Origin of the sequence: Catenuloplanes japonicus, assembly GCF_000717135.1 — a bacterium.
Lineage (GTDB): Bacteria > Actinomycetota > Actinomycetes > Mycobacteriales > Micromonosporaceae > Catenuloplanes > Catenuloplanes japonicus.
The window spans coordinates 71,537-96,789 of sequence record NZ_JNXY01000002.1 but is presented as its reverse complement, the minus strand read 5'-3'; the positions used below and the strand labels follow the sequence as shown (position 1 = coordinate 96,789).

Genomic DNA, 25,253 nt, shown 5'->3' with positions numbered 1-25,253 from the left:
TAGGGCGTGCCCGCGGTCACCGCGGGCGAGAGGGGACGATCGTGCGCAGACTCCCACCAGGAATCAGGAGGGCGACGGCAGGGGCCGCCGCCCTCATGCTCGGGACCAGCATGTTCGCGGTGCTGCAACCGCCGGAGCGGGCCGTGGCCGGCACGTCGATGCGGGAAGCGGCGCCGCAGGGCGAGCACGAGCACGTGAGCTTGGACCAGGACAACCGCCGCGGCACCGTGGCACCGGACGCGCGCCAGCGCGGCGCGGCGCCGGGCGTGCGGTTCAACGCGCTGGGCACGCCGAGCGCGGAGGGGCCGGGCACGCTCGCGTCCGGCCTGCCCGCGGACCCGGTCGCGGCCGCGCGCGCCTACCTGGCGAACCCGGAGAGCGGGTACGGCCTGGACGCGGCCTCGGTCGGCGCGATGGACGTGGTGCTGCAACGCACGATCGGCGACGGCACCGTGGTGACGCTGCGCCAGCGCTTCGGCGACCTGCCCGCCGGCTTCGACGGCCTGGCCACGCTGCTGGTCAAGGGCGGCGCGGTGCTGCGCGTGACCGGCTCGTTGTCGCGGGACGCCTCCGCGCCGGACCCGGCGACGATCACCCGGGACCAGGCGGTCACGATCGCGCTGGCGGACGTGCGCCTGCCGGCCGGCACCGAGACCAGCGCGCAGACCGTGGCCGTGCCCACGCCGGCGGACGGCCCGCGGACCGCGTTCGCCGTGACCGCGATCGCGCCGAGCGGCGGCGACCCGACCGCGGTCACGACCTATGTGGACGCGCGCACCGGCGCGGTGCTGGTCCGGGAGGATCTGGTCGACCACGACTCGGACAACCCGACGTGGGCGGTGTTCCCGTCCACGCCGAGCCAGCGCAACCAGCGCGCACTGTGGTGCTTCGAGCCCAAGCCGGGCTGTGCGAGGACGGTCTCGACCGCGGACACCGGCGCGCCGTGGGACCTCGACCCGGTGACCGGCGCGCCCACGCTGACCTCGAGCGGCAACTCGGCGAGCAACGTGGTGCAGTGGGGTGGCGGCGTCGCCGCGTTCCCGGCCACGCCGCAGGCCGACCGCAATTACACGTATCCGTTCACCGATCAATGGAAGACCGCACGGTGCAACCCGTCCGTCTACACGTCGGCGCAGCGCAACGACGCGGACGCGGCGGTGTCGAACCTGTTCGCGATGCACAACCGGATGCACGACTGGTCGTACCACCTCGGTTTCACGGAATCGGCCTGGAACATGCAGGTGGTGAACGTGTCCGGGCAGGGGCTCGGCGGTGACCCGGAGAACGGGCGCGCGCAGTCGAACGCGCTCGGCGGCTCCCGGAACAACGCGAACCAGGGCACGCCGCGCGACGGCCTCCCGCCCACCACGAACATGTTCCTGTGGCAGCCGGTCGCGGGCAGCGCGTACCCGCCGTGCGTCGACGGCGACTACGACATGACCGTGATCGGTCACGAGTACGGCCACGCGATCACGAACCGGATGATCGCCGGGCCGGACACCGGCATCGGGTCCGTGCAGGGCGGCTCGATGGGCGAGTCGTGGAGCGACCTGCTCGCCATGGAGTACCTGTTCGAGAACGGGTTCCGCGCGGCCGGCAACACCCCGTTCGTGACCGGCGCGTACGTGACCGGCAACACCGTCAACGGCATCCGCAACTTCGACTCCAGCCGCAGCCCGCTGAACTTCTCCGACGTGTCCTACGACCTGGTCGGCCAGCAGGTGCACGCGGACGGCGAGATCTGGAGCGCCACCCAGGTCCGGCTGCGCGAGGCGTTCCTCGACGAGTACGGCGACGGCTCCCCGGAGCTGCAGAAACGCTGCGCCGAGGGCAAGACCGACGTCAACCGGTGTCCGGGCAACCGGCGCTGGATCCAGCTGATGTTCGACTCGTTCCTGCTGCAGGCGTCCAGCCAGTTCAGCATGCTCGACATGCGGGACAACATGCTGGCCGCGGACCTGGCCCGGTTCGGCGGCGCGAACCAGAAGCTGATGTGGGACGTGTTCGCCGAGTCCGGCATGGGCCGCGACGCCACCAGCGGCCCGTCCGACGCGCAGCCGGTGCCGAGCTTCGCCTCCCCGCAGGCCCGGAACGCGACCGTGACCGTCAAGGCGTCCGCGCCGGTGCAGGTGTTCGTGGGCGACTACGAGGCGCGGGCCACGCCGATCGCGGACACCGACCCGGCCACGCCGCTGGGCGACACGTTCGAGATCGTGCCCGGCGTGGAGTTCGATTTCACGGTGACCGGCGCCGGCTACGGCCACCAGCGGCTCTCCGAGTCGTTCCGGGCGGGCCGCGCGTCGACGCTGCGCGTGGACCTCAAGCCCAACCTCGCCTCCGCGGCGGCCGGAGCCACGGCCACCGGCCCCGGCGTGAACCTCGACAAACTGATCGACGACACCGAGGGTACGAACTGGGCGTCGACGGACGGCGTCGCAGGCAAGGCCGTGACCGTCGACCTGGCGGGCACTCAACGCCGCACCGTCACCGACGTCAACGTCAGCGCGCTGCTGCGGCCCGCCATCCTCACCGACGCTGACCCGGCCAACCCGCAGAACCGGTTCACCGCGCTGCGCTCCTTCGCGGTCTGGGCGTGCGACGCCACCCGCGCGGACTGCACCACGGACGCCGGTTTCCGCAAGGTCTACGTCAGCCCGTCCGACGCGTTCCCGGCCCCGAACTTCCGGCCGACCGCGCCCACGCTCAACCTGCGCAGCTTCCGCATCCCGCCGACGCAGGCCACCCACCTGCGCCTCGAGGTGCTCAGCAGCCAGTGCACCGGCAACCCGCGCTACGCCGGTGAGCAGGACGACGACCCGGCCGCGGCCACGGACTGCGCGACGGCCAGCCCGTTCCGCAACGAGGTCCGCATCGCGGAGTTCCAGGCGTACGGACGGTGACTTCATCCCCCTTTCCCGGCATGATCATGGCGGGAAAGGGGGACCCACCGTGGTACTGGACTGGTTGAACAGCACCGCCGTCACCGCGTTCGGCGCGCCGACGAGCTGGGCCGAGGTGCTCGGCTTCGCCACCGGCGCGCTGTGCGTGTGGCTGGTCGTCCGGCAGCACATCGCGAACTGGCCGCTCGGCATCGCGAACGTGCTGCTGCTGTTGCTGGTGTTCCTGGACGCCAAGCTCTACGCGGACGCCGGGCTGCAGGTGGTCTACGTGGTGCTCAACGCGTACGGCTGGTGGCACTGGCACACCGGGCGTGGCCAGGCCCCGCTGCCGGTACGTCGTACCACCCGGGTGGAGTGGATCGGCCAGATCGTCGCCGGAATCGCCGCCACCGCCGCGCTCACCTGGTGGCTGACCACGCACACGGACTCGACCACCGAGCTGCCGGACGCCGCGACCACCGCGCTGTCGCTGATGGCCACCTACGGCCAGTCGCGCAAGCTGCTGGAGAGCTGGTGGCTGTGGATCGCGGCCGACCTGATCTACATCCCGCTCTACGGTTACAAGGGCCTGTGGCTGACCGCGCTGCTCTACGTGCTGTTCCTCTGCCTGTGCATCGCCGGCCTGCGCTCGTGGCGGAGGACCGTATGAGCTTCGGCACCGGCCTGGTGATCGGCAAGTTCTACCCGCCGCACGCCGGCCACCACCATCTGATCGCGACCGCGGCCGCACAGTGCGACACGCTGACCGTGGTGGCCGCGCCGTCCCGCCGGGAGTCCATCCCGCTCGACCTGCGCCTCACCTGGCTCCGCGCCGAGCACCCCACCGTCCACTTCATCGGGATTTATGACGATCATCCGGTGGATTACGGCAGCGACGACGCCTGGGACGCGCACGTCGCCGTGTTCCGGGAGGCGGCCGGCACGGACCGGTTCGACGCGGTGTTCAGCTCCGAGGAGTACGGCGCGGAGCTGGCCCGCCGCTTCCGCGCGGTCCACGTGCCGGTCGACCCGCCGCGCGCCACGGTCCCGGTCTCCGGCACCGCGATCCGCGCGGACCCGGTCGCGCACTGGGAGCACCTGGCACCGCCGGTCCGCGCCTGGTTCGCCCGGCGCGTGATCGCGGTCGGCGCGGAGTCCACCGGCACCACCACGATCGCGTCCGCGCTGGCCGCGCACTATCGGTCACGCGGCGGCGTCTGGGCGAATACGCGGTGGGTGCCGGAATTCGGTCGCGAGCTGACCGAGCGCAAACTGCGCGCGGGCGTGGCGCTGGCGGACCTGACCTGGGACCGCGACGACTTCGTCGAGGTCGTCACGGAGCAGAACCGCGCCGAGGACGAGGCGGCCGCGCTCGGCTCCCCCGTCCTGTTCGGCGACACGGACGCGGCCGCCACCGCGATCTGGGAGCGCCGCTACCTCGGCAGCACCTCCACCGCCGTGCTGCACGCGGCCCGGAAACCGGACCTCTACCTGCTCACCGACCACGAGGACGTGCCGTTCGAGGACGACGGCACGCGTGACGGCGAGCACCTGCGGGCCTGGATGACCGGCCTGTTCCGCACACACCTCGCCGGGACCGGCGTGCCCGTGGTCGCGCTGCGCGGACCGCACGAGACCCGGATGGCGATCGCGGTCGCGGCCTGCGACGCGTTGCTGGACAAGGGCTGGAGCCTCGCCGAGCCCGAGAAACCACGTAGCTGAACAGATCGTCCGCTGACCGGCACAGTGGACGTTCACCCACAAAACGTCATGTCGTACGCGCTAGGCTCTGGCCCCAGCCGCACCAGTGGCCGAAGTCCTGCGAAGGAGCGAGCTGTGATCGAGCGAGGCGTCCCGCTGCGACCGGGAGACCCTGCGCGCGTCGGCCCGTACGAGATCGTCCGCCGGCTCGGCGCAGGTGGCCAGGGCGTGGTCTTCCTCGCCAAGGACCCCTCCGGGCGGCCGGTCGCGGTGAAGGTCGTGCACGCGGAGACGGCCGCGGACGAGGAGTTCCGGCACCGGTTCCGGTCCGAGGTCGCGCGCGTGCGCCAGGTGCCGCCGTTCTGCACCGCGGAGGTGCTCGACGCGGACCCGGACGCGGCCCGGCCGTACCTGGTGACCGAGTTCGTCGACGGCGCCTCGCTGGCCCAGGAGGTCGCCGAGCGCGGGCCGCTCAGCCCGTCCAACCTGCACGCGGTCGCGATCGGCGTGGCCACCGCGCTCACCGCGATCCACGAGGCCGGCGTCATCCACCGCGACCTCAAGCCGCACAACGTGCTGCTCGCGCCCGGCACGCCCAAGGTGATCGACTTCGGCATCGCGCGCGCCTGGGAGTCGACCACGCAGCACACCCGCACCGGCCAGATCGTCGGTACGGCGAACTACATGGCACCGGAGCGCTTCGACGAGTCCGGCAGCCCGCTCACCCCCGCGTCGGACGTGTTCGCCTGGGGCTGCGTGGTCACGTTCGCCGGGACCGGCCGCGCGCCGTTCCACGCGGACAACCCGATGTCGATCTTCGGCCGGATCCTCACCCAGGCGCCGGACCTCGGCACGCTCGACGGACCACTGCGCGACCTCGTGGCACGTGCGCTGCAACGCGATCCCCGGCAGCGGCCGACCGCGCGCGAGCTGCTGGACCTGCTGCTGCACGGCGGCCCCCAGCGGTCACCGCAGCTCGCGGACGCGCTGGACCAGCAGCCGGCGCTGAGGACCGCCGCGATCGAGCTGCAGAACGCGCCCGTCTTCACGCTGCCCACCGAGACGCCGCCGGACTCGACCTACATGCCGGCCGCGCCCACGTTCTCCCCGTCCTTCCCGCCGCCACCCACAGGCCCGGCCTCGGCCCCGCCCTACGCTCCCGGCCCGGCCTCGGCCCCGCCCTACAGCGCCCCGCCCTACAGCGCCCCGCCCTACGCCGCCGGTCCCGCGTCGGCCCCGCCCTACACCCCGATCTCCGGGATGCCGATGTCGGCCGTGCCGCAGTCCCCCGCGCACCCGCACGAGGACCACACGCTGCCCATGCAGGCCGGTCCCGGCTTCCCGTCCCCGCCCAGCTTCCAGGGCGGCCCCGGCCTCCCGCCGCCCGGCTATCCGCAGCCCCCGCAGAACAGCGCCCCGCGCCGCGGCGGCCGTACCGTCGGCGTCCTCGTCGTGGTCGTGCTGCTGCTCCTGGCCGGCACCGGTGGCGTCGTCGCCGCGCAGGCCGCCGGCATGTTCGGCGCGGCCGTCGAGAACGAGCGGGACAACGAGGCAGCCGGCCCCACCACGCCCGCGCCGTCCCCGTCCGACGACGTGTTCACGCTGCCCAAGGGCAAGTCGCTGATCGTCGACGCGCTGACCAACCCCGGCCAGTGGTACGGCACGTACATCGTCGGCGAGGAGGAGTCCGAGTGCGACGTCCTGGAGGGCGCGCTCCGCGTGCAGCGGGTCACCCCCGGGTCGTACACCTGCGGCGGTCCTGATGACAAGGTCAAGGGTGACCACACCGTCGCGGTGACCGCGCGCCTCGAGAAGCCCGGGACCTGCATCGGCATCTGGCTGTTCTGGGAGCAGCCGCGCAGCTACCAGCTGACCGCCTGCGAGGACGCGTTCCGGCTGTCCGTCGAGCGCGAGGACGGCAGCGGTTACGTGATCCGCGAGTTCCCGCTCACCGAGGCGCTGCCGCTCAACAAGCCGCTGCGCATGCAGGTGCTGGTCGAGGGCGACGGCGTCAGCTTCGGCCACGACGGCATCCTGATCGGCCAGGCGGACCTCCCGGAGAAGGACATCACGGAGGGCATCGCCGCCGTCATCGGCATGGTCAGCGCGCCCGGCGACGACTCCCCGCCCTACGGCGCCTCCTTCAACGACATCGAAGTCCGCACGCTCAACAGCTGAAAACCCTTTAAAAGCGGATATTCCCGCTTCCGCCGTGGTCCGGCCCGCATGCTCCCGCGGGCTCACCGTTCGCGGTGGTCAGGAAGACCCGTCGGTCAGCGCCGGGCCCGGCACCGCTGGGTGACGCTGACCGCGGGATCGCTCTCCGACGTCGCGTTCAGCGTGACCTCGGCCGTGCGTGCGCCGTTGCGGCCCGGATCCACCGCGACCGTCACCGTGGCACCCCCGCCGGGACCGGCCGTGACCAGCGCGTGCGGCAGCTCCGCCCGCCAGCCCCGGCCGTCGACCGCGGCGGACAGCCGGTAGACGTCCGTTACCGGCCCGGTGAGCGTGAACGTGCAGGTCCGCGGCGCGGTCAGCCGCCCCGGCGTCAGCGCGGCGCTGCGCACGGCCGGCCCGGCGCCGTCCAGCGACCGCACCGCCACCGTGTACGACAGCACCCCGCCCGGCCCGCGCGTCAGGTCCAGCACGTAGAAGTGCAGGCGGTTGGCCGCGTCCACGTACTCGTAGAAGCTGCCGGACCGGGTCCCCGCGTGGAACAGCGCATCGGACAACTGCCGGTAGTCGCCCATGGTGATCATCTGCTGCGTACCGTCCGGACGCACGAAGTCGACCATGCCGATGTCCTGCGGGTGCGCGTCGACGACCCACTGGAACGGCGCCCGGTCCTCGTTCTTCGTCTTGCTGATCAGCACGCCGTGGTCCGGCGTGAACGAGTCCGCGCCCATCCGGTCCACCACCTCGACCGTGTAGTTGTCGTAGCCGCCGCCGTCACAGAGCACATCCGTGGTGACGGAGCAGGACGGCGACCGGTCGCCGTCCAGCGCGATGGTGATGCCGTTGAACCCGGTCGTCGCGACCGCGCGGGCCGTCACCCGTGCCACGACGAGTCCCGAGCCGGCCAGGTCCGCTCGGGACAGCCGCAGCACCTGGCCGTCGCCGATCAGCTTGATCTTCATCTTGTCGCGGATCGTGTGCAGCGAGCCCATCGCGCCGCCGTTGACCGGCGGGATCTGCCAGCGCGTGTGCGGTCCGCCCGGCCCGTTGAACGAGCCGCGCGACATCATGCTCCACGGCCCGGTGTAGGCGCGGCGCAGCGGCGTACCGTATGGATTGTTGTAGTTGTCCCCGATGCTCAGCAGGTGGCTGAGCTCGTGCGCGTAGACCGCCTGCCCGCTGCTCTCCGCCTGGGTCGACGATCCGCCGCCCGCGTTCGGCCAGATCGTGGCCGCGGAGGCCCAGGACGTCCACGGCACGTACCGGGTGGCGGCCGAGTTCGGCAGCGCCGGGTCCGGCGGCCCGAAGTCCTCGGACACCGAGGCCGCGTCCGGGAAGCGCATCTGGCCGAACTCCTGCCACGTCGACGACTCGTCCTGGCCCGCGGAGAGGATGAAGACCAGCTCGTAGGAGTCCGCCACCTCGTCGCCGACCTGGGCGCGCCACGCGCCGAGCCCGTCCGTGCGCAGGTTCCGGTTGCAGGTCTCGCCGGCCGGGCACGCGCCCGGGTTCATGTCGTCGGTGATGCCGTACCGGTGGGCCGGGTTCGCCATCTCGTACGGGCCGAACGCGGTCAGGTCCACGCCGTACCGGCCGTAGGAGTCCTGCATCCAGTACTCGTGCAGCGTGTGCCCGTTGTTCAGCGTGCCGGGCGTGTTCAGGAAGTCACGGTAGAACGCGGGCACGTCCGCCCGCGCGATCCCGGCCGCGCTCGGCTGCGGATTGCCGAACACGGTGGACTGCGCCGCCTGCGTCACCACGAACGGCTGGTCCGGATAGTCCAGCGTGACCAGCGCGATCCGGAAGTTCCGCTCCGACCCGGTCGCGGGCACGGCGGCGCCGGGCACCGGCACGTAGTCGCCCCAGGTCATGTGGTCCGGGTTCTCCCACCGCTGCGGGTCGACGACGCGGAACGGGTCCGGCGGTGCGGCTCGGGCGACGCCGGCCGGCACGACGATCAGTGACAGGGCCAGCATCGCGATGACCGCGCCGGCCGTCCGGGAACGTCTCATTCGCACACCTCTCGACAACCCTAGGACCAGGGCCGGGGGTACGACAGCAGCGCGCGCCCCCGGCCTTCTCAACGACTGATCGGTCAGTCAGGAAGTGGCGGGCTGCAGCTCCGGCGCGGCCACCCGCCCGCGCCTGGTGAGCAGCGCGTCCAGCGAGAACGGCCCCGGCCCGAGCACCGCGATCAGGAAGAACGCCCAGCAGAACAGCGCCGCCGACTCGCCGCCGTTGGCCACCGGGGCGAGCGCGTCCGGCTGGTGCACCACGAAGTACGCGTACGCCATCGAGCCGGAGCAGAGCAGCGCGGAGACACGGGTGCCGAGACCGACCACCACGAGCGTGCCGAAGACCAGCTGGATCAGGCCCGCGTACCAGCTCGGCCAGGTGCCGGCCGCGATCGCCTCGCCGGTGCCGCGGCTGCCGCCGAACAGCCCGAGCACCCCCGCGGCGCCGTGCACGGCGAAGATCAGGCCGACGACGAGGCGAAACAATGTAGTAACGGGTACGGACAGTCGGTCAGACATCATTACTCCCTAGCATCTGATCGGTCACCCACCGGAATCACCACAGGATTCCACAGATATCGACAGTCGTCGATATGACAAGCCACATAGGTGAGATCATTCAGGGATGCTGACCACCGTGCTCGCCGTCGCGGGCGTCATCGTCTTCGTCGGCGCGGCCCTCGCGGTCTGGACCTTCGGCATGTGGGACTACGTCACCGGCCGCGCCGCCCGCCAGCACCAGGCCACCGAAATGCTGATGCGCGGCGCGGAAGCGTGGGCCATGCCGAAGGACCGGCACACCACCTCGGAGCCCGGCCGGGACGCCGCCTCCGCGTCAGGCCGGGACGCCACCTCGGCGGGCTGAGGCTCCGGCGGCACCGCGCGAGGCCCGCACCGCCGTCATGCCCCGTTACCATTGCCGGAATTCCGGTATACAGAGGTTGTCGAGTCAGGGTCTGAGCGGCGTGAGGCCGGTGAAGACCCTCACGACCCCCGCCCCGAACCGATCAGGACGCCAGCGCGGCGTAGCGGCCGTTCTCGGCGATGAGGCCGTCGTGGGTCCCGGCCTCGACGATGCGCCCGTGGTCAACCACCGCGATCTGGTCAGCGTCACGAACAGTGGACAGCCGGTGAGCGATCGTGATCGTGGTACGCCCCTCCGCGAGCGTGTCGAACGCGGCCTGTACCGCCCGCTCGGTCTCGGTGTCCAGCGCGGACGTCGCCTCGTCCAGGACCAGCACGCGCGGGTCGCGCAGCAGCGTGCGGGCGATCGCGATGCGCTGCTGCTCGCCGCCGGAGAAGCGGTAGCCGCGGGATCCGACGACCGTGTCGTACCCCTCGGGCAGGCTCTGGATGTGGTCGTGGATCTGCGCGGCACGCGCGGCGGCCTCGAGCTGCGCGTCGGTCGCGTCCGGTTTCGCGTAGCGGAGGTTCTCCCGGATCGTGGTGTGCAGCAGGTACGTCTCCTGACTGACCACTCCGACGATCCCGGCCAGGTCGTCCAGCCGCAGATCCCGCAGGTCCACGCCGTCGATCGTGACGCGGCCGGAGTCCGGGTCGTGCAGGCGCGCGATCAGCGAGGCCAGCGTGCTCTTGCCGGACCCGGTCTCGCCGACCAGCGCGAGGCTGCTGCCGGCGGGCACGTCCAGCGTGACACCGGCCAGCGCCGCGGTGTCGCTGCCGGGGTAGGAGAACGTGACGTCCTCGAGGCGCAGGTGACCGCGGGGGCTGGCGATCGTCTTCGGCCGCGCGGGGTCGGCCACCTCGGTCGGCAGGTCGAGGTACTCAAAGATGCGCGCGAACAGCGACAGTGAACTGGTGATCTGCACGCCCACGCTGAGCAGGCCCATCAGCGGGCGGAACAGGCCGTTCTGCAACGCGGTGAACGCGACGAGCGTGCCGATGCTGATCGCGCCGGCGGTGCCGGGCAGGCCCGCGGACAGGTAGATGAGCGCGGGGATCGCGGCGAAGATGATGCTCATGGTGGCCATCCGCCACCGGCCGGCCAACTCCGAGCGCAGCTCCAGGTCGATCAGGCGCGCGGACGACTCGGCGAACCGGGCGATCTGGTGCGCGCCCGCGCCCATCGTCTTGCTCAGGCGCACGCCGCTGACGGACAGGCCCTCCTCGATCGTGACGTTCAGGTCGGCCAGTTCGCGCTGCCGCTCCGCCACGATCTCCCGGCGCATGCCGGCGACCTTGCGCGTGAAGTAGACGGCCGGCGGGAGAACGATCAGCGACGCGAGGCTCAGCTGCCAGGAGAGCGCGAGCATGGCGACGATCGTGGCGACCGCGGTGGTCAGGTTCGAGGCGATGCCGGCCGCGGTGTTGGTCACCACGGTCTCCATGCCGCCGATATCGTTGGTGATCCGGGACTGCACCTCGCCGGTACGCGTACGCGTGAAGAACCCGACGGACTGTCGCTGCAGGTGGGTGAAGACGTCCACGCGCAGCCGGTGCATGACCTCCTGCCCGACGCGGGTGGAGATCCAGGTCTGCACCACGCCCAGTGCCGCGGTCACGGCCGCGACCGCGATCATGCCCGCGACCAGCCAGGACAGCAGCGTCAGATCCTGTCGCGGCAACGCGGCGTCGATGACCTCGCGCAGCAGGAACGGCGACGCCATCCCGACCACGGCCGAGACCACGATGATCCCGGTGACGATCGCGAGCGGCGTGCGGTGCGGGGTGAAGAGCCGGGCGATGCGGCGCAGCGACACGTCCCGGGCCTTGGTCCTGTCAGCCTCCGAGGGCTTCCGTTGATCTCTTGGCAATGCGACTCCTATTTATTGAGGTAACCTCATCATGAGGCTACAACCGCATCTGCCGCTACGCTATTTCCGTGTTCTCCTCGTCTCCCTCGCCCGAGTCGCTCCCGGAGCTGTTCTGGGCCGTCGCCCGCCGCCTGCGTCACACCGGCCGCGAGACGCTGGCCCCGTTCTCGATCACGCCGAGCCAGTCACGGGCGCTCGGCGTGCTCGCCCACCACGGCCCGCTGCGACTGAGCGCGGTCGCGGACCACCTGCGCATCGCCCCCCGCTCCGCCACCGAGGTCATCGACGGCCTGGAGTCCCTGGGCTACGCGGCCCGCCGCCCCGACCCCGACGACCGCCGCGCCACGCTGGTCTCGCTCACGGACGCCGGCGTGGCCGCCGGCGACGCCATCCGCGCCGCCCGCCTGGCCGAGGCCGACCGCATCTTCGGCTCCCTCCCCGACGACGACCGCGCCACCCTCGACCGCATCCTCCGCGGCCTGCTCCAGTAGCTCTTCGCCCTGGCCGGAAGGGCAAGGCCAAGATCAAAATGTTGATCTTCCCGCTCCCGGCGTGGTGGCGGTCCGCATGCTCCCGGCCCTGCCGCCCACTACCGTTCGGTGCGATTGGTCGCGATGCCCGAGCCGGCGCCGGGCTGCTCGGTGCGCCGAGCCGGTGCCGGGCTGCTCGGCACGCCGAGTTCATCGGGGCAGGGCAGGGCGCTCCGCGCCCGAAATTTCGGTATATCAGGGCCTAATCCGTGATCGTTGCGACTTCTGGCCCAGGCCCAGGCTTCCTGGTTCACTTTTCGTGGTCACTCTCCTCGGCAGGGCTGTCCGTCTTGCGGCTTCTGGGTCGCGGGCCGGCAGTGGCTCCGGCCTTGATCGGCGGTCGTATGTACGTTCTCCACGCTTTGAGTGCCTGAGACCGTAGAAAACGTACATACGACCGTTGATCAAGTCCCGTAGCGTTCCGTGAGCAGGCGCCATGAAATGACATATCCGGCATCGCCGGCCTTCCGGCGACAAGGCTAGGCTGCCGGGCCACAGCCGGGGCCGCGTGCAGTGGTGCTGGCCGGGCGGGCGGGTTCTGGTTCTGGGCCGGTGCCGCGCGGGACCGGCAGGGAGGAGCGCCAGCGACGACCGGTGCCCGCGGGAGCATGCGGACCGCCACCACGCCGGAAGCGGGAACATGAATTGAATCTTGATCTGGCTTTTATGGCGCGGCGTCCGGCCGGGCGTCACGATAGCGTCGGCGCGTGACGGGCGATCAGGTGTTGCAGGACGGGCCGCACCGGCGGGTGGTGCGGGTCGGGGACACCGTGCGGCGGCCGATGCTCGCCTGGTCGGGTGCGATCCACGAGTTGCTGCGGCATCTCGAGGCGGTCGGCTTCCCGGCGTCGCCGCGCGTGCTCGGGATCGACGATCAGGGGCGTGAGGTGCTGACCTATCTGGACGGGGACTCCGGCCCGGACGGGTGGGACCGGGTCGTGGACGAGCGCGGGCTGGCCGCGATGGCTCGCCTGCTGCGGGATTACCACGACGCGGTACGGGATTTCCGGCCCTCCGCACGCTGGGCCTCGGGTGCGGACAGGGTCGGCACGGACCAGATCGTGTGTCACGGCGACTTCGGCCCGTGGAACCTGGTCTGGCGCGGGCCGGAGCCGGTCGGCATCCTGGACTGGGACTACGCCGGCCCCGGCACGCACCGGCGGGACGTCGCCTACGCGCTGGAGTACGTCGCGCCGTTCCGGGACGACGACATGTGCCTGCGGTGGCTGCGGTACCCGTCGCCGCCGGACCGCCGCCGCCGGATCGAGGTCTTCGCGGGCGCGTACGGGCTCGGTTCCACGGACGGGCTGGTCGACGACGTGATCGCGGAGCAGCAGCGGGTGCTGGCGCTCACCCGCCGGCTGGCCGCCGAGGGCCGCGAACCGCAGCTGACCTGGCTGCACGACGGCGTGATCGACGAGGGCGACCGGCGGGTGGACTGGAGCCGTCGTCACCGGCACCTCCTCGCCGGTCTGCCATGATGACGCACGCCGCGACCACGAAGGACTCCACCCGCAGGCCGCCACCGCGCCGCGCCCGCGCCGACCGTGAGCGGAACCGGGACGTGATCGTCACCGCCGCCCGCGCGCTGTTCGCCGCCGCCGACGACGCCGGCGAGCCGGTCTCGATGAACGAGGTCGCCCGCACCGCACACGTCGGCATCGCCACGCTCTACCGGCACTTCGGCACGCGCGAGGAGCTGGCCGAGGCGGTCTACATGAGCAAGCTCGACGAGATGACCGCGCGCGTGGATTCCCGCACGCGGGACGCGGACGCGCACACCGCGCTCGGCGCCTGGGCGCAGGAGTTCGCCACGTTCATGCTGGCCAAGCGCGGCATGATGGACACGCTGCGCGCCACCTGGCAGTCCGGCGCGCTGGACGGCTCCGCCACCGCGTCCCGCATCACCGCGATCATCGCGGGCTTCTACACCCGCTCCTCGACCGACCACAGCCTGCGCGCGGGCGTCGACCCGGCCGACGTGACGCTGGCCGTGGCCGCGCTGCTGACGACCGCGTCGACGCCGGAACGCGCCCGCCGCCTGATCGCCCTCTTCATCGACGGTCTGGCCTCCTGAGCAGGTCCGCCGGCCGGATACTGAGCGGGTGATCACGTTCGAACAGCTGGTCACCCTGATGTACGAGGGGAGGACGGCTGAGGTCGCGGAGGTGCTGATCGCACTCGACGAGCCGGAGCGTCGCGCGTTCGCGGCGTCGCTGAAGGAGGTCCACTACCTCCGCCCCGCGCCGCCGTACGAGCCGGAACCGCACGGCCCGGACGAGACCGAGGCCGAGCAGCGCGCGCGTGCCTCACGCGAGTGGTACCGGGAGCACCTGTTCCGGTGCGAGCAGATGGATGCGCTGCGCATCGCCGGTGCCGCCTGCATGCCCCGGGCCGCGGACGTCACCTCGTGGCTGCGCTCGGACCGGTTCCGCATCGAAACGCTGGCGCACAACGCCGTGCACCTCGTCCGCGTGCTGCAGGCGCCGGGGCGGCCGTCGCTGCCGGCCGTCGCCCGCGCGCTCGCGGCGAGGATGACGGCCGACACCGCCGACCTGTACTGGCCCATCGTCAGCGCGCTGCTCCAGGCCGCGGCGCTGCCGATGCCGGTGCACGAGGGCACGGTCTCCGCCTGGCTCGCGGAGACGTCTTCACCGGAGTTGCTGCGGTCGTCGCCCTGGACGGCCGTGCTGCTGCCGCACGTGTTCACGATCCGCGGCCTCGGTCGGCGCGCCGACGCCGGCTGGCCGGCCGCGGTGCACGCATTCTGCGCCGAGGGCGGCACCGACCGGCGGATGCTGCTGGACGGCTGCCTGCACCGGATGCGCGAGGGCGATCGGCAGAACGCGCTCGGTCCCTTCCTGACGCTGTACGGCCTGCTCACACCGACCCTGGACGAGCAGGTGGCGGCCGTGCCGGACTACCTCGGCATGCTGTCCGGCGCGAGCTCCGCCGCGGCCGGGCTCGCCGCACAGGCGTTGCGGGCGGTGAACGCGCACGGGCGGCTGGAGACGCGCGCGACCGCGGATGCCGGGCAGGCGATGCTGTCCCGCCGGGAGAAGAAGCTGGTCCGCGCCGGGATCGCACTGCTCGGGGCCGCGCTGGACCGCGGTCCGGACCCGGCGCTGTTCGCGGCGCTGGTGTCCGGCCTCGGCGCGCGATCCGCCGATCTCGTCGAGGCCGTGCTGGCGTCGATCGCCCGGCACCTCCCGGCCGCAGGCGATGAGGGACGCTCGCTGTTCGCGGCCGCGGCGGCGTCGCTCGACGGCGACCTGCGGCGACAGGCCGGCACGATCCTCGGTGCCGAGGCTTCACCGCTCGTGTGGCCGCCGTCCGGGCCGACCGTGTCGATGCCGGAACGGGCCGAACCGATGCCGGCGCCGATCGCGTCGCCGGCGGAGGTGGCCGACGAGGTGGCGGTCACGCAGCAGGTCTGGGGCGGTGGCAGCCTGATCGACATCGAACGGATCATGGATGCCGTGGTCCGGTTCGCGCATGCGGACCGGGAGGCGCTGGTCGCCACGCTCGCGCCGATCGCCGACGTGGAGTCCGACTCGCAGCTCGGCCATGTGGTGCGGGCCCTCGTGCACGGCGGGGAGATCCGGCGCAGGTGGCGGCGCCCGTTCACCACGGTCGACCTTCTCACGGAAGAGCGCACCGACGAACTCGCCCGGCAACTGCGGCGGACGCCGCCGGATCCGCCTCCCGCGCTGCTGGCCACGCCGGCCACGGTTCTCGGGCACGTCGACCCGGAGCGGGTGCTCGCACTGCTCACCGCCGCGGAGCGGGACGGGTGGCAGCCCGGCCCTCTCGACCTCGCACAGGCGCTGCTGCGGCTGCCCCGTGACATGGACGCGCTGGTCGCCGGCGCGGAGCGGCTCACCAGCCCCGCCGGGCTGGTCCTCGCCCGCTGGGTGCGCCGGGGCGGACTGCCGGATCCGGTGGTGACCACGATCGACGCGCCGGCGAGGGCCTGCGACCACACGCCGGTCTGTGAGCGATGCCGCTATGCCACGGCCCGGTACGGCCGGGCCCGGCGGGTCACCACGTTCGCACCGGTCGCGCACGGTCTGCCCGGCCTGCCCGCGGACCTGTTCTCCCAGCCTGAGGCACATGCCGTGCGGCGCGCCCAGGTCGGCACCGGCCTCGACGCGCACGCCGGGTGGGTCATGGCGTTGCCCAGCAACCGGGAGATCGCCGCCGCGTACCTGCAGCTCCCGCTCGCGCAGGCCGCGGACGGCCCGTTGTCGCACGCCCTCGACGTGCTGCCGATCCTGGCGAGCGCGGACGGCGCGTGCGGTCCCGCCGTCGCGCTCTGCCTCGCCTACGGCCTCGCCGCCGGACGGCCCAGCGGGCGCATCGCCACCGTCGACGCGTTTCTGCTGCTCGCGGCGCGGGGCGATCTGGACGCTCCCCTGGTCGGCCGGGAACTCGGGGCGCTGGCGGCCGTCCCGGGCGCGATCGGCCTCGCGCGTGTCGCGGACGGGCTCACCGAGGCGTTGCGGGCCGGCGCCGGCCCGCAGGTCTGGGCGGTCACGCGCGTGCTCGTACCCGCGCTGCTCGATCTTCCCAGGATCCCGGCCGCCACCGCGGACGTGCTGATGCTGGCCGAGGCGGCAGCGGCGGCGGCCCACGCCACCGGTGACCTGCCGTCGGTCACCGCGGTCGCCGCCCGCGGGTCCCGCACCCGGCTCGCCGTCGAGGCCGGCCGCCTCGCGCGGACCCTCGCGCGATCGGATGCCGCTGGTACGGTCACCTGACGCCGATCACGAGGGGAGACGTCGATGGCCGAGGTGGCGCTGCGACCGGTCCGGGACGCGGATCTGGACACGCTGTTCGCGCTGATGCGTGACCCGGAGTCGGTGCGGATGGCGGCGTTCACGGCGAAGGATCCCGGCGATCGTGCCGCCTTCGACGCCCACATGGCGAGGATCCGCGCCTCGCCGGACGCGGACAACCGGGCCGTCACGCTCGACGGGCGGCTGGTGGGCAGCATCGCCGCCTTCGTCCTGGACGGTGACACCGAGGTCACCTACTGGATCGACCGGTCCTTCTGGGGGCAGGGGATCGCCTCCCGCGCGCTGGCGCTGCTCCTCGACTCGGTGCCGGTCCGGCCGGTGCTCGCCCGCGCCGCGAGCGACAACGCGGGCTCGCTGGCGGTGCTGCGGCGCGCCGGTTTCACCGTCATCGGCACGGACACCGGTTTCGCCAACGCCCGCGGCACCGAGATCGAGGAGACCATCCTCCGCCTCGACCGATAGAGGGATCGGGACGTCAGCGCAGCCCGGCCCTGCGGAACATCTCGTCCTGCTCGGGGTCGTCCATGATCTCGCGGACCTCCTGGGCGCAGCGACACCCGGCCGCGATCCTGGCGGCCCACGCGAGCGCCTCCTCGCGGGTGGCCACCTCGACGACCGCGAATCCGCCGATGACCTCCTTGGTCTCCGGGTACGGCCCGTCGGTGACGAGGCCGTCGGTGCCCACGATGCTCGCCCGTTGACGTTGCAGACCCGCGCCGTACACCCACACGCCCGCGTCGAAGGCCTCCTGGCACACGGCCTTCGAGGCCTTTGCCACGTCGCCCCAGTCCCCGTCGGGGATGTGGTCCATCGCGCCGTCGTCGAAAGAGATCAGGTACCGCGTCATCGCAGGTCTCCCCTGTTCCGGCAGCCCTCGCGGCCACCTCTCGCATGTTCTACGAACGCCCCTCGCCGAATCCGACGCTACGCCGGGGAAAATTCTCCGCGGCCGGAACCCGCTCGCGATGATCAGCACCGGCCGGGGATCATCGGGCGGTGATCGGTGACGCGTTCGGCAGTCTGCTCGGCCCGCGGCTGGGCCGGGGACACGGCCGTGGCGGAGGTGGAGCGGGACGACGGCGTCATCAGTCGCGGCGACGCCGCACGCTGCTTCCGGGGCCCGGAGTTCTGGTCCGCGACGGAGACCGCGCTGCTGGACCGGGCCCGTGGGCGGGTGCTCGACATCGGCTGCGGCGCCGCCGTCGCGTGTGGTGGCTGACTCGCCGTGGCGGCTGGAGGGCGTGGACCGCGACGGACCGTTGCCGCCGTGCTCGCGCTTCGCTGAGGCGCCCGAGCCTGTGGTGCGGATGACACGCCGGCACGACATGTTGTGGGTTGCACTCCGGGCGTACCCAGATATGGTGTTGGCGCAGGTTTGTTCGGGCGTGAATTCGTATGCGCCGGGACGTGTGGGCGCTGGACGCCCGCGACCCTGCCACCGCGCCCCGTCGCCCATCCGGTGACGTGGCGGTCCGGGACCGCGCGGGACGGCCGTCGCCGACCAGCCCCGGTGGCCGCAATCCACGCGTGCCCCGTGGTGGCCTGTGCCCGCGCGGTCCGGCGACCTCGGCCGCACGGACGTGACGCATCGGCCGCGCGCCATGGTGACGCGCCACGTTTCACGGAAACGGGGCCGGGCATGCCGGGAAATCTGCTGTGGAAAGTCGTCGCCGCGCCCGCTGTCTGCCGGCATTCGGACGTGGAGCGTCGATGATCGGCTCACGGGTGTCCACGGTCGACGCGGGCGCGGCAGCCTGTCCGCCGTCGTCCCGGTGCCGGGCCTGCGGGACGGATCGGCATGGGCGGGCGGGTTGTGCGGGCGGGTTGTGCGGGCGCACGGCGTACCCACGCAAGGTTGTGGATTTTGTCTTCAGAAACGCTCTGATCAGCAAGAATGGGGCGATGACAGCTCGTGGGACGGCCCGGCGCGCGGTGGTGCTGGGGATGGCGGTCGCGATGGCCGCCGGGTGTGGCAGTGATCCGGTCGAGCCGGTGTCGCTGCCCGCGCCCGCGCCGGCCCTGCCGAGCGTGACGCCGGCGCCGACGCTGCCGGACCTGCTGGGCGAGTCGGACGTCACCACCGGTCCTCCGGCGGTGTCGACCGCGCCGCCGGTGACGTTGCCGCCGTCCTCGCGGCCGCCGCTGACGCCGAGCGCGAGTCCCACACCGAGCAAGACCGCGGGCGCGACCGCGAGCCCGACGCCCAGCCCGACGCCGAGTGGCATTCCCACCGCGCACGCGGACGGGGTGCTGGAGCGGGGCGAGACCGGCGCGGAGATCACCGGGTTGCAGGAGCGGCTGACCGCGCTCGGGTACTGGAACGGGCCGGCGGACGGGCGGTTCGGGCCGTTGACGCAGCAGGCGGTCTACGCGCTGCAGAAGGCGGCCGGCATCAAGATCACCGGGACGGTCGACGCGGCGACGATCACGGCGCTGTCCGACGGTGTGCGGCCGGTCGCGAAGAGCCGCAAGGGGCACCGGGTCGAGATCGACCTGACGAGGCAGCTGCTGCTGATCGTGGACGACGGCGCGGTCACCAAGATCTTCAACACGTCGACCGGCACCGGGAAGCACTACCGCTACCAGGGCAAACGCTATCTCGCGAAGACACCGGCCGGGCAGTTCGCGGTCGACCGGCAGGTGAGCGACTGGCGGTACGGGCCACGCGGGCCGCTCTACCGCCCGAAGTACTTCACCGGCGGGATCGCGGTGCACGGCGCGGAGAACGTGCCGTCGTGGCCGGCGTCCGACGGGTGCGCACGCGTGACGATCGCGGCGATGGACTGGATCTGGAAGAAGCGCGCGATCCCGGTCGGCACACCGGTCCAGGTCTACTGATCACCCCGGCCGCGCACGTCGCGGTCGAGGCCCGCTGATCCCGTCGCGCACGTCGCAATTCAGGTCCGGGTCCCGCCGCGCACGTCGCAATCCAGGCTCGTCGATCCCGCCGCACCGCGTGCGGCTCGGCGTCTACCGGTCCTCCGGGCCGCACACGTCGTGCGGTCCGTGGCCGAACGTGGCCAGCACCTCGGCGGCCCACGGCGCCGGCGGCACGGCCTCGCGGCCGGCGACTCGGATCGCCCCGAGCACGGTCAGCAGCATGCCGTGCGCGAGAAACTCACGGAGCTCCAGCGGGCTCGCGCCGGTGATCTCGCGGACCGTCTCGTAGATGCGGCCGAAACGGTCACGCACCACCTCGCCGATCTGCGGGTCCGCCGCGGCGGAGAAGCCGTGCAGCAGCACGGACAGCAGGTCGTGCTCGCTCAGCAGCCGGTCGTAGGCCTGGCCGAGCGTCGCAAGATCCTTTCCTTGGGCGGACGCGTCGCGGAACGTCTGCTCGATCCGGTCGCAGGTGTGCTCCAGCGTGGCGATGAACAGCGCCTGCTTCGTCCCGAAGATCCGGATCACGTAGGGCTGGGTGACGCCCGCGAGCCGCGCGACCTGGTCCGTCGTGGTGCCGGCATAACCGCTGCGCGCGAACGCGGTGACGGCGGCGGTGACCAGTTGCTCGCCGCGCTCGGCGGCGGTGAGGCGGGTGCGGGGAGTCATGGTTGACAGGTTATCAGTCGATAACTACATTCGCCATGGACGCAGTTATCAGTCAATAACAACAACCTCCCGGGGGTACGGACATGAGCTCCACACCACGGCCGGTGGCGGCAGTTCTCGCCGCGGTCGGCATACCGATGTTCATGGTCACGCTGGACAACCTGGTGGTCACCACCGCGCTGCCGGTCATCAAGTCCGAGCTCGGCGCTTCGTTGACCGATCTGCAGTGGTTCGTCAATGCGTACACGCTGCCGTTCGCCGCGCTGCTGCTCACCGCGGCCGCGCTCGGTGACCGGATCGGCCGGCGCCGCCTCTTCCTGGCCGGCATCGCGGTGTTCACGCTCGCGTCCGCGGCCTGCGCGCTCGCCACCGAACCGTGGATGCTCACCGCGGCCCGTGCGGTCCAGGGCGCGGGCGGCGCCGCGGTCATGCCGCTGTCGCTCACGCTGCTGGCCGCGGCCGTGCCCGAACGGATGCGCAACGCGGCCGTCGGCATCTGGGGCGGCATCAGCGGCCTCGGCGTCGCGGTCGGCCCGGTGGTCGGCGGCGCGGTCGTCGACGGCCTCGACTGGCACTGGATCTTCTGGCTGAACGTGCCGATCGGCGTGCTCGCGCTGGTCATGGCCGCGACCGTGCTCGGCGAGTCCCGCGGTGGCGCCCGCCGTCTCGACCCGCTCGGCCTGGTGCTCTCCGCGGGAGGCGTGCTCGGCCTGGTGTGGGGCGTCGTCGACGGCCCGGACTACGGCTGGACCTCCGCCCGCGTGCTGCTCATGATCGGTGGCGGCGCCGCGCTGATGACCGGGTTCCTGATCTGGCAGCGCCTCAACCCGGTGCCGATGCTGCCGCTGAGCCTGTACCGCAACCGCGGTTTCGCCATCGTCAGCGCGGTCGCGTTCGCGTTCTCGGTCGGCGTGTTCGGCTCGGTGTTCCTACTGGCCCAGTTCTTCCAGGTGGTGCAGGGACTCGGCCCGTTCGAGGCCGGCGTGCGCACGCTGCCGTGGACGATGGCGCCGATGGTGGTCGCGCCGATCGCCGGCCTGCTGGTCTCACGCGTCGGCGCCCGTACCCTCATCGTGCTCGGCCAGGCCCTGCTCGCCGCCGCCATCCTGTGGATCGCGGCCGCGTCGACCGCCACCGTCACCTACGGCGCGCTGGTCGGCGCGTTCGTGCTGGCCGGCATCGGCATGGGCCTGACGTTCGCGCCGATGAGCACGCTGGTGCTGTCCAGCGTGCACCCCGACCAGCACGGCGTCGCCTCCGGCGCGAACAACACGATCCGCGAGCTGGGCGTGGCCGTCGGCGTCGCAGTGCTGGCCTCGGTCTTCACCTCACACGGCGACTACGCCAGCGCAACCGGCTTCGTCGACGGCCTGGTCCCGGCGATCACGGTCGGCGGCCTGGTCGTCACCGCCGGGACCGTGCTCGCGCTCTTCCTCCCGGGCCGGCGCGCGATCACCCGGACCGAGACCGCCCCGGCCCTCCAGCCGGCGTAACCGACGGATTCCATGGCGGGCCCAGGCGGAGACCTGGACCCGCCAACCCCTTGCTTCACAAGCTTTTCTTCCGCTTCCAGCGCGGTTGTGGTCCACACGCTCCTGCGGCAGCGGCCCATTGCCGCTCAGCTTGTGTTGAACGCGACCCACGCGACCCTGCGCGCGGGAACGGGCGCTGCGTGCCCGAAATTTTGCCATTTACAGCAGGCGCAAGTCGTGGACCGCCTCGGAGAACGCGGCCGGGGAAGGGTCGCCGTCGAGCGTCAGGCGGACGATCGTCTGGTCCGGTACCGAGGCGGCACGGTCGTAGTGGTACCAGCCGGGCGCCACCTCCAGCAGCAGCTCACCGCCGGTCAGCGGCTTGGTCAGCTGCACGACGTCGGGCTCGTCGTGCGACCGGTCCCAGCCCTGGCGTTCCAGACCGCGCAGCGCGGAGAAGCTGACGGTCCGGCCCGCGTAGCCGTCCAGCGCGGTGCCGGACCTCCGGTGCACCGGGCGGTCCAGCTGCGGGAACGGCTGCATCAGGTCGTAGTCGTCGAGCACGGTGCGCCAGGCGCCGAGTTCGCCGTCCGGGAACGCCGCGGGGTGCAGCGGGGCCACGGACGCGGCCTCGGGCAGGACGAACGTCTCGTCGGCGACCGTGGCCAGCGAGCCGTCCTCCGCCACCCGGACCGTCGCGGTCAGCGTCTCCCCCAGGAAGACGCCCCAGACCAGCCGCCGGGCCAGATGGGTCATCCACGGATGTCCGGCGAAGCGGTCCAGGAACGCCGCGGCCGGGATGCGCCGCTCGTCGCACATCGCGTTCTCCAGCCGGGCCAGGTGCAGCGCCGCGGACGCCTTGGCCTCCGTGCGCACCTCGGCGAGCCGGTCCTTCGCGGCCTGGTGGCGCTTGCGGTCCTCGCCCCGGGCCGGCGCGGGCAGGTCCGCGAGCACCCGGCCGGACGTGTCCCGGACCACCGGCATCAGCTCGTGGTCGAACACGATCCGGAACGTGCCCGCGTCCGTGGCGAGCACGTCGCCGCCGTCGTCCAGGCCGAACCTGGGGACCAGGCGGTCGGCCAGCTCGTCCGCCGTCAGGCCGCGCAGCTGCGCGATCTCGTCGATGTGGTCGCGGACGACGGCCTCGAACTCGGGGAAGCGGCTCTTCTCGGCCAGCCCGGCCAGCGCGATCAGCGCGGCGTCCGTGCCCCGGAGGCGAAGCGCGTCCAGCGCGGCCCGGTCGCGGACCCGCACGGACGGGCCGGCCCAGCGGCGGGCGAGCGTGGCCAGGCGACGGAGGCCGGCGTCGTCGCCGATCAGCGCGACCGCGTACATGGTCCAGACGCCGGCGCCGGGCATGCCGGCCTCCAGCCAGCGGTCGACCAGTGCGGCGGCGAAGGTCGCGCGGGACGCGGCGGTCCAGGTCTCCCGTGCCTCGGCCAGGCCGGGGTGCACGGCATCGGGTTCGGAAGCCGCGAGTCGTACCAGCAAAAGCTCTTGATCTTCTTGAGCGGCGGGCGGATCGAGCGGCGGCAGCGGGGTGGCGGTCAGGTAGTCCGGGATCTTCGGGCGTTTCGCCTTCGGCGCGGCGAGCGGGTCCTGGTCCAGCATCGCGATCACGTCCGTGGCGGTCTTTCCGGTCACGGACTCGATCAGCGCCCGGTGCCCCTGCGTGTCGAGCCAGCGCAGTGCCCGCCTGATCGCCGGGTCAGCCGGTTTGGCCCGCCACTCCGCGACCAGGCCGGCGGCCGCGTGCCGGGGGTGGTGCAGCAGCCAGGCGCGGGCCGCGCGACGGTGCGCGCGGGCCGTGAACGCACGCGCGACCGGGGCCGCGAGCGCCACGTGGCCGACCGGCTGGGCCGCCGCGAGCGCGGGCTCGACGGTGTCCTTGTGGGCGAACGCGGCCAGCAGCACCGGCACGTGGCTGACGCCGTACCGGGCCAGCAGCGACGCCATCGCCCGCGCGCCCGTGTCCCGGTGGTCGTGCGTGAACCCGAGCGCCATCAGCCGCTCGTGGGTCCAGCGGGGCGCGAGCGCGAGCGCGGTGAACGTGCTCGGGATCGCCCAGTGCTCGTGGTGCTCCAGCCACGCGGTCACCTGCGCGTCGTCGCAGTCGCGGAGGCCGATGCCGTTCCAGGACTGGTACTGGTCGTGCACGTCCATCAGCGCGGGTGCGGACCCGGGCAGGTCCAGCACCGGTGCGACCGTCACCTCCGTGTCCCGCGGCACCGGGCGGACCGGTTCGGGCGGCTGATAGGCGAACGGTGTGCCCGAGGCGACGGACGGCAGTCGCCACGCCGGCACGACCGGCGTGGTCCGCGCGCCCGCCTCCGGATAGCCCTCGTCGTGCAGCTCGGCCAGGATCTCGCGCGCGTCGTCGTGATCGATGTGCGCGAGCAGGCTGGTCCAGACCGCGCTCTCGTGCGCGCCGTTCCGCAGCGACAGCGAGCTCGGGCGCAGTCGGCAGACGGCCGTGGCGTTCCCGCTGTCCAGCAGGCCGGCGAGGAGGAGACGGCCACCGACCGTGCCGAAGACGTCCGCGCCCGGGTCGACGGCCAGGATCCGCTCCAGTGTCTCCGCGTCACCGCACGCCAGCCCGAGCAGGCGGGTGCGCCACATGTCGTTCGTGTCCAGCCGGTGCAGCGCCGCGTCGTGCGCGGCCCGTTCCTCCGGGCCGGATCGCGGCCCGAGCGGCAGCAGATAGGTGATCGACCAGTGAAAACGGGCGATCGTGTCCCCCTCCAGCCGCCCGCGATGCCGGTTGCCGTCCTGGACGAGCCGGTCATCGCGACCGGCGAGAATCGCGTCCCGGGCGCGCGCGTAGGTGGCGTCGTCCGCGACGGCCAGCAGCTCCCGGAGGCGGCCGGTCAGCGCGCCGAACACGGTCGGCAGGTCGCAGTCGTAGGCATCGATGATCATGCGGGCCGCCTCGGGCAGCCCGCTGGACGCGGCCAGGTAGTCGACGAGCCACTCGAACCCGGCGTGGCCGGCACCGCAGAGCCGCCGATGGAACGCCCAGACCAGCTCCTGGTCCTCGCCGGGCTCGCCCGGCCTGGCGCGCGGGTCCAGCAGCCGCTCGCCCATCGCCCGCTCGACGACGTCGGTCGACGTGGCCAGGTGCCAGATCTCGTCGCCCTTGGCCGCCCAGACGTGGTCGCGCAGCCCCGCCCAGGCCTCGTCCAGCGTGGCGGCCGGGCGGACACCGGTGTCGATCCCGCCCCGGCGCGGCGGCACCACGTCCCGCAGCCAGCGGTCGACCAGCACGCCGTCCTTCCAGACGTCCGCCTGCGAGGGCGGGGTCCAGGGGGCGGGCACGATCGACGGCGGCGGTGCGTCCCAGGAGATCACCGCGCCACGAT

At 72.6% G+C, this 25,253-nt stretch carries 19 protein-coding genes; 13 read left to right on the top strand and 6 right to left on the bottom strand.

Annotation, left to right across the window (positions count from 1 at the left end; genetic code table 11):
* Positions 1-95: 95 nt before the first annotated feature.
* The 4 genes from OP04_RS04445 (at position 96) to OP04_RS54495 (ending at position 6,758) form a co-directional block, all read left to right on the top strand.
* Positions 96-2,900: a M36 family metallopeptidase gene (locus OP04_RS04445; RefSeq protein ID WP_051797080.1), complete on the top strand. Its 2,805-nt coding sequence runs from the start codon at positions 96-98 to the stop codon at positions 2,898-2,900.
* Between the two features lie 49 nt (positions 2,901-2,949).
* Positions 2,950-3,549, top strand: a complete 600-nt coding sequence (gene pnuC / locus OP04_RS04440; RefSeq protein WP_033338206.1) for a nicotinamide riboside transporter PnuC — start codon at positions 2,950-2,952, stop codon at positions 3,547-3,549.
* Positions 3,546-4,601, top strand: coding sequence for an AAA family ATPase (locus OP04_RS04435; RefSeq protein ID WP_033338205.1), 1,056 nt, complete (start codon positions 3,546-3,548; stop codon positions 4,599-4,601). Before pnuC ends, OP04_RS04435 begins: the two co-directional genes overlap by 4 nt.
* Positions 4,602-4,715: 114 nt before the next feature.
* The gene (locus OP04_RS54495) at positions 4,716-6,758 is read left to right on the top strand and encodes a serine/threonine protein kinase (protein ID WP_051797079.1); all 2,043 of its coding nucleotides are present in this window, start codon (positions 4,716-4,718) and stop codon (positions 6,756-6,758) included.
* Between the two features lie 95 nt (positions 6,759-6,853).
* Here OP04_RS54495 and OP04_RS04425 read toward each other — a convergent pair whose 3' ends face one another.
* Together OP04_RS04425 and OP04_RS04420 are read right to left on the bottom strand one after the other, a co-directional pair.
* Complete coding sequence (locus OP04_RS04425; RefSeq protein ID WP_033338204.1) at positions 6,854-8,767, bottom strand: M6 family metalloprotease domain-containing protein; 1,914 nt, start codon at positions 8,765-8,767, stop codon at positions 6,854-6,856.
* A gap of 87 nt (positions 8,768-8,854) precedes the next feature.
* On the bottom strand, positions 8,855-9,292 hold the full coding sequence (locus OP04_RS04420; protein ID WP_033338203.1) for a DoxX family protein: 438 nt from the start codon (positions 9,290-9,292) through the stop codon (positions 8,855-8,857).
* 103 nt (positions 9,293-9,395) lie between these two features.
* Here OP04_RS04420 and OP04_RS04415 point away from each other — a divergent pair, with 103 nt between their 5' ends.
* Entirely contained in the window at positions 9,396-9,635 is a 240-nt protein-coding gene (locus OP04_RS04415) for a hypothetical protein (protein WP_033338202.1), read from the top strand.
* A 142-nt stretch (positions 9,636-9,777) separates the two neighbouring features.
* Here the strand turns inward: OP04_RS04415 and OP04_RS04410 are convergent, their stop codons facing one another.
* The gene (locus OP04_RS04410) at positions 9,778-11,490 is read right to left on the bottom strand and encodes an ABC transporter ATP-binding protein (protein ID WP_085066219.1); all 1,713 of its coding nucleotides are present in this window, start codon (positions 11,488-11,490) and stop codon (positions 9,778-9,780) included.
* A gap of 122 nt (positions 11,491-11,612) precedes the next feature.
* Here OP04_RS04410 and OP04_RS04405 point away from each other — a divergent pair, with 122 nt between their 5' ends.
* The 5 genes from OP04_RS04405 (at position 11,613) to OP04_RS04385 (ending at position 17,335) form a co-directional block, all read left to right on the top strand.
* Positions 11,613-12,035 (top strand): MarR family winged helix-turn-helix transcriptional regulator, encoded by a 423-nt coding sequence (locus tag OP04_RS04405; protein WP_033338200.1) that lies wholly within the window; start codon positions 11,613-11,615, stop codon positions 12,033-12,035.
* Between the two features lie 746 nt (positions 12,036-12,781).
* Entirely contained in the window at positions 12,782-13,555 is a 774-nt protein-coding gene (locus OP04_RS04400; protein WP_198153713.1) for an aminoglycoside phosphotransferase family protein, read from the top strand.
* The gene (locus OP04_RS04395) at positions 13,552-14,151 is read left to right on the top strand and encodes a TetR/AcrR family transcriptional regulator (RefSeq protein ID WP_051797078.1); all 600 of its coding nucleotides are present in this window, start codon (positions 13,552-13,554) and stop codon (positions 14,149-14,151) included. Before OP04_RS04400 ends, OP04_RS04395 begins: the two co-directional genes overlap by 4 nt.
* A gap of 28 nt (positions 14,152-14,179) precedes the next feature.
* Positions 14,180-16,834: a hypothetical protein gene (locus OP04_RS04390; RefSeq protein WP_033338199.1), complete on the top strand. Its 2,655-nt coding sequence runs from the start codon at positions 14,180-14,182 to the stop codon at positions 16,832-16,834.
* A 24-nt stretch (positions 16,835-16,858) separates the two neighbouring features.
* Positions 16,859-17,335 carry a GNAT family N-acetyltransferase gene (locus tag OP04_RS04385; RefSeq protein WP_033338198.1) on the top strand — a complete coding sequence of 159 codons (477 nt, stop codon included), beginning with the start codon at positions 16,859-16,861 and terminating at the stop codon, positions 17,333-17,335.
* Between the two features lie 13 nt (positions 17,336-17,348).
* On the opposite strand, the gene OP04_RS04380 is transcribed toward OP04_RS04385, so the two are convergent.
* Positions 17,349-17,720: a YciI family protein gene (locus OP04_RS04380; RefSeq protein WP_033338197.1), complete on the bottom strand. Its 372-nt coding sequence runs from the start codon at positions 17,718-17,720 to the stop codon at positions 17,349-17,351.
* A gap of 156 nt (positions 17,721-17,876) precedes the next feature.
* Between OP04_RS04380 and OP04_RS04375 the strand changes: the two genes are divergently transcribed.
* The gene (locus OP04_RS04375; RefSeq protein WP_033338196.1) at positions 17,877-18,092 is read left to right on the top strand and encodes a hypothetical protein; all 216 of its coding nucleotides are present in this window, start codon (positions 17,877-17,879) and stop codon (positions 18,090-18,092) included.
* A gap of 683 nt (positions 18,093-18,775) precedes the next feature.
* The gene (locus OP04_RS04370; protein WP_157239282.1) at positions 18,776-19,711 is read left to right on the top strand and encodes a L,D-transpeptidase family protein; all 936 of its coding nucleotides are present in this window, start codon (positions 18,776-18,778) and stop codon (positions 19,709-19,711) included.
* A gap of 132 nt (positions 19,712-19,843) precedes the next feature.
* Here OP04_RS04370 and OP04_RS04365 read toward each other — a convergent pair whose 3' ends face one another.
* Entirely contained in the window at positions 19,844-20,422 is a 579-nt protein-coding gene (locus tag OP04_RS04365; RefSeq protein ID WP_033338195.1) for a TetR/AcrR family transcriptional regulator, read from the bottom strand.
* Between the two features lie 83 nt (positions 20,423-20,505).
* Here OP04_RS04365 and OP04_RS04360 point away from each other — a divergent pair, with 83 nt between their 5' ends.
* The gene (locus tag OP04_RS04360; RefSeq protein ID WP_051797077.1) at positions 20,506-21,915 is read left to right on the top strand and encodes a DHA2 family efflux MFS transporter permease subunit; all 1,410 of its coding nucleotides are present in this window, start codon (positions 20,506-20,508) and stop codon (positions 21,913-21,915) included.
* Positions 21,916-22,113: 198 nt separating this feature from the next.
* Here the strand turns inward: OP04_RS04360 and OP04_RS04355 are convergent, their stop codons facing one another.
* Positions 22,114-25,242 carry a DUF4132 domain-containing protein gene (locus OP04_RS04355; RefSeq protein ID WP_033338194.1) on the bottom strand — a complete coding sequence of 1,043 codons (3,129 nt, stop codon included), beginning with the start codon at positions 25,240-25,242 and terminating at the stop codon, positions 22,114-22,116.
* Positions 25,243-25,253 lie beyond the last annotated feature (11 nt).

Coding starts and splice junctions, on each gene's coding strand:
- OP04_RS04445 (WP_051797080.1), top strand. CDS start 96: ATGCTCGGGACCAGCATGTTCGCGGTGCTGCAACCGCCGGAGCGGGCC.
- OP04_RS04435 (WP_033338205.1), top strand. CDS start 3,546: ATGAGCTTCGGCACCGGCCTGGTGATCGGCAAGTTCTACCCGCCGCAC.
- OP04_RS04425 (WP_033338204.1), bottom strand. CDS start 8,767: ATGAGACGTTCCCGGACGGCCGGCGCGGTCATCGCGATGCTGGCCCTG.
- OP04_RS04420 (WP_033338203.1), bottom strand. CDS start 9,292: ATGATGTCTGACCGACTGTCCGTACCCGTTACTACATTGTTTCGCCTC.
- OP04_RS04415 (WP_033338202.1), top strand. CDS start 9,396: ATGCTGACCACCGTGCTCGCCGTCGCGGGCGTCATCGTCTTCGTCGGC.
- OP04_RS04395 (WP_051797078.1), top strand. CDS start 13,552: ATGATGACGCACGCCGCGACCACGAAGGACTCCACCCGCAGGCCGCCA.
- OP04_RS04385 (WP_033338198.1), top strand. CDS start 16,859: ATGGCCGAGGTGGCGCTGCGACCGGTCCGGGACGCGGATCTGGACACG.
- OP04_RS04380 (WP_033338197.1), bottom strand. CDS start 17,720: ATGACGCGGTACCTGATCTCTTTCGACGACGGCGCGATGGACCACATC.
- OP04_RS04370 (WP_157239282.1), top strand. CDS start 18,776: ATGACAGCTCGTGGGACGGCCCGGCGCGCGGTGGTGCTGGGGATGGCG.
- OP04_RS04365 (WP_033338195.1), bottom strand. CDS start 20,422: ATGACTCCCCGCACCCGCCTCACCGCCGCCGAGCGCGGCGAGCAACTG.
- OP04_RS04360 (WP_051797077.1), top strand. CDS start 20,506: ATGAGCTCCACACCACGGCCGGTGGCGGCAGTTCTCGCCGCGGTCGGC.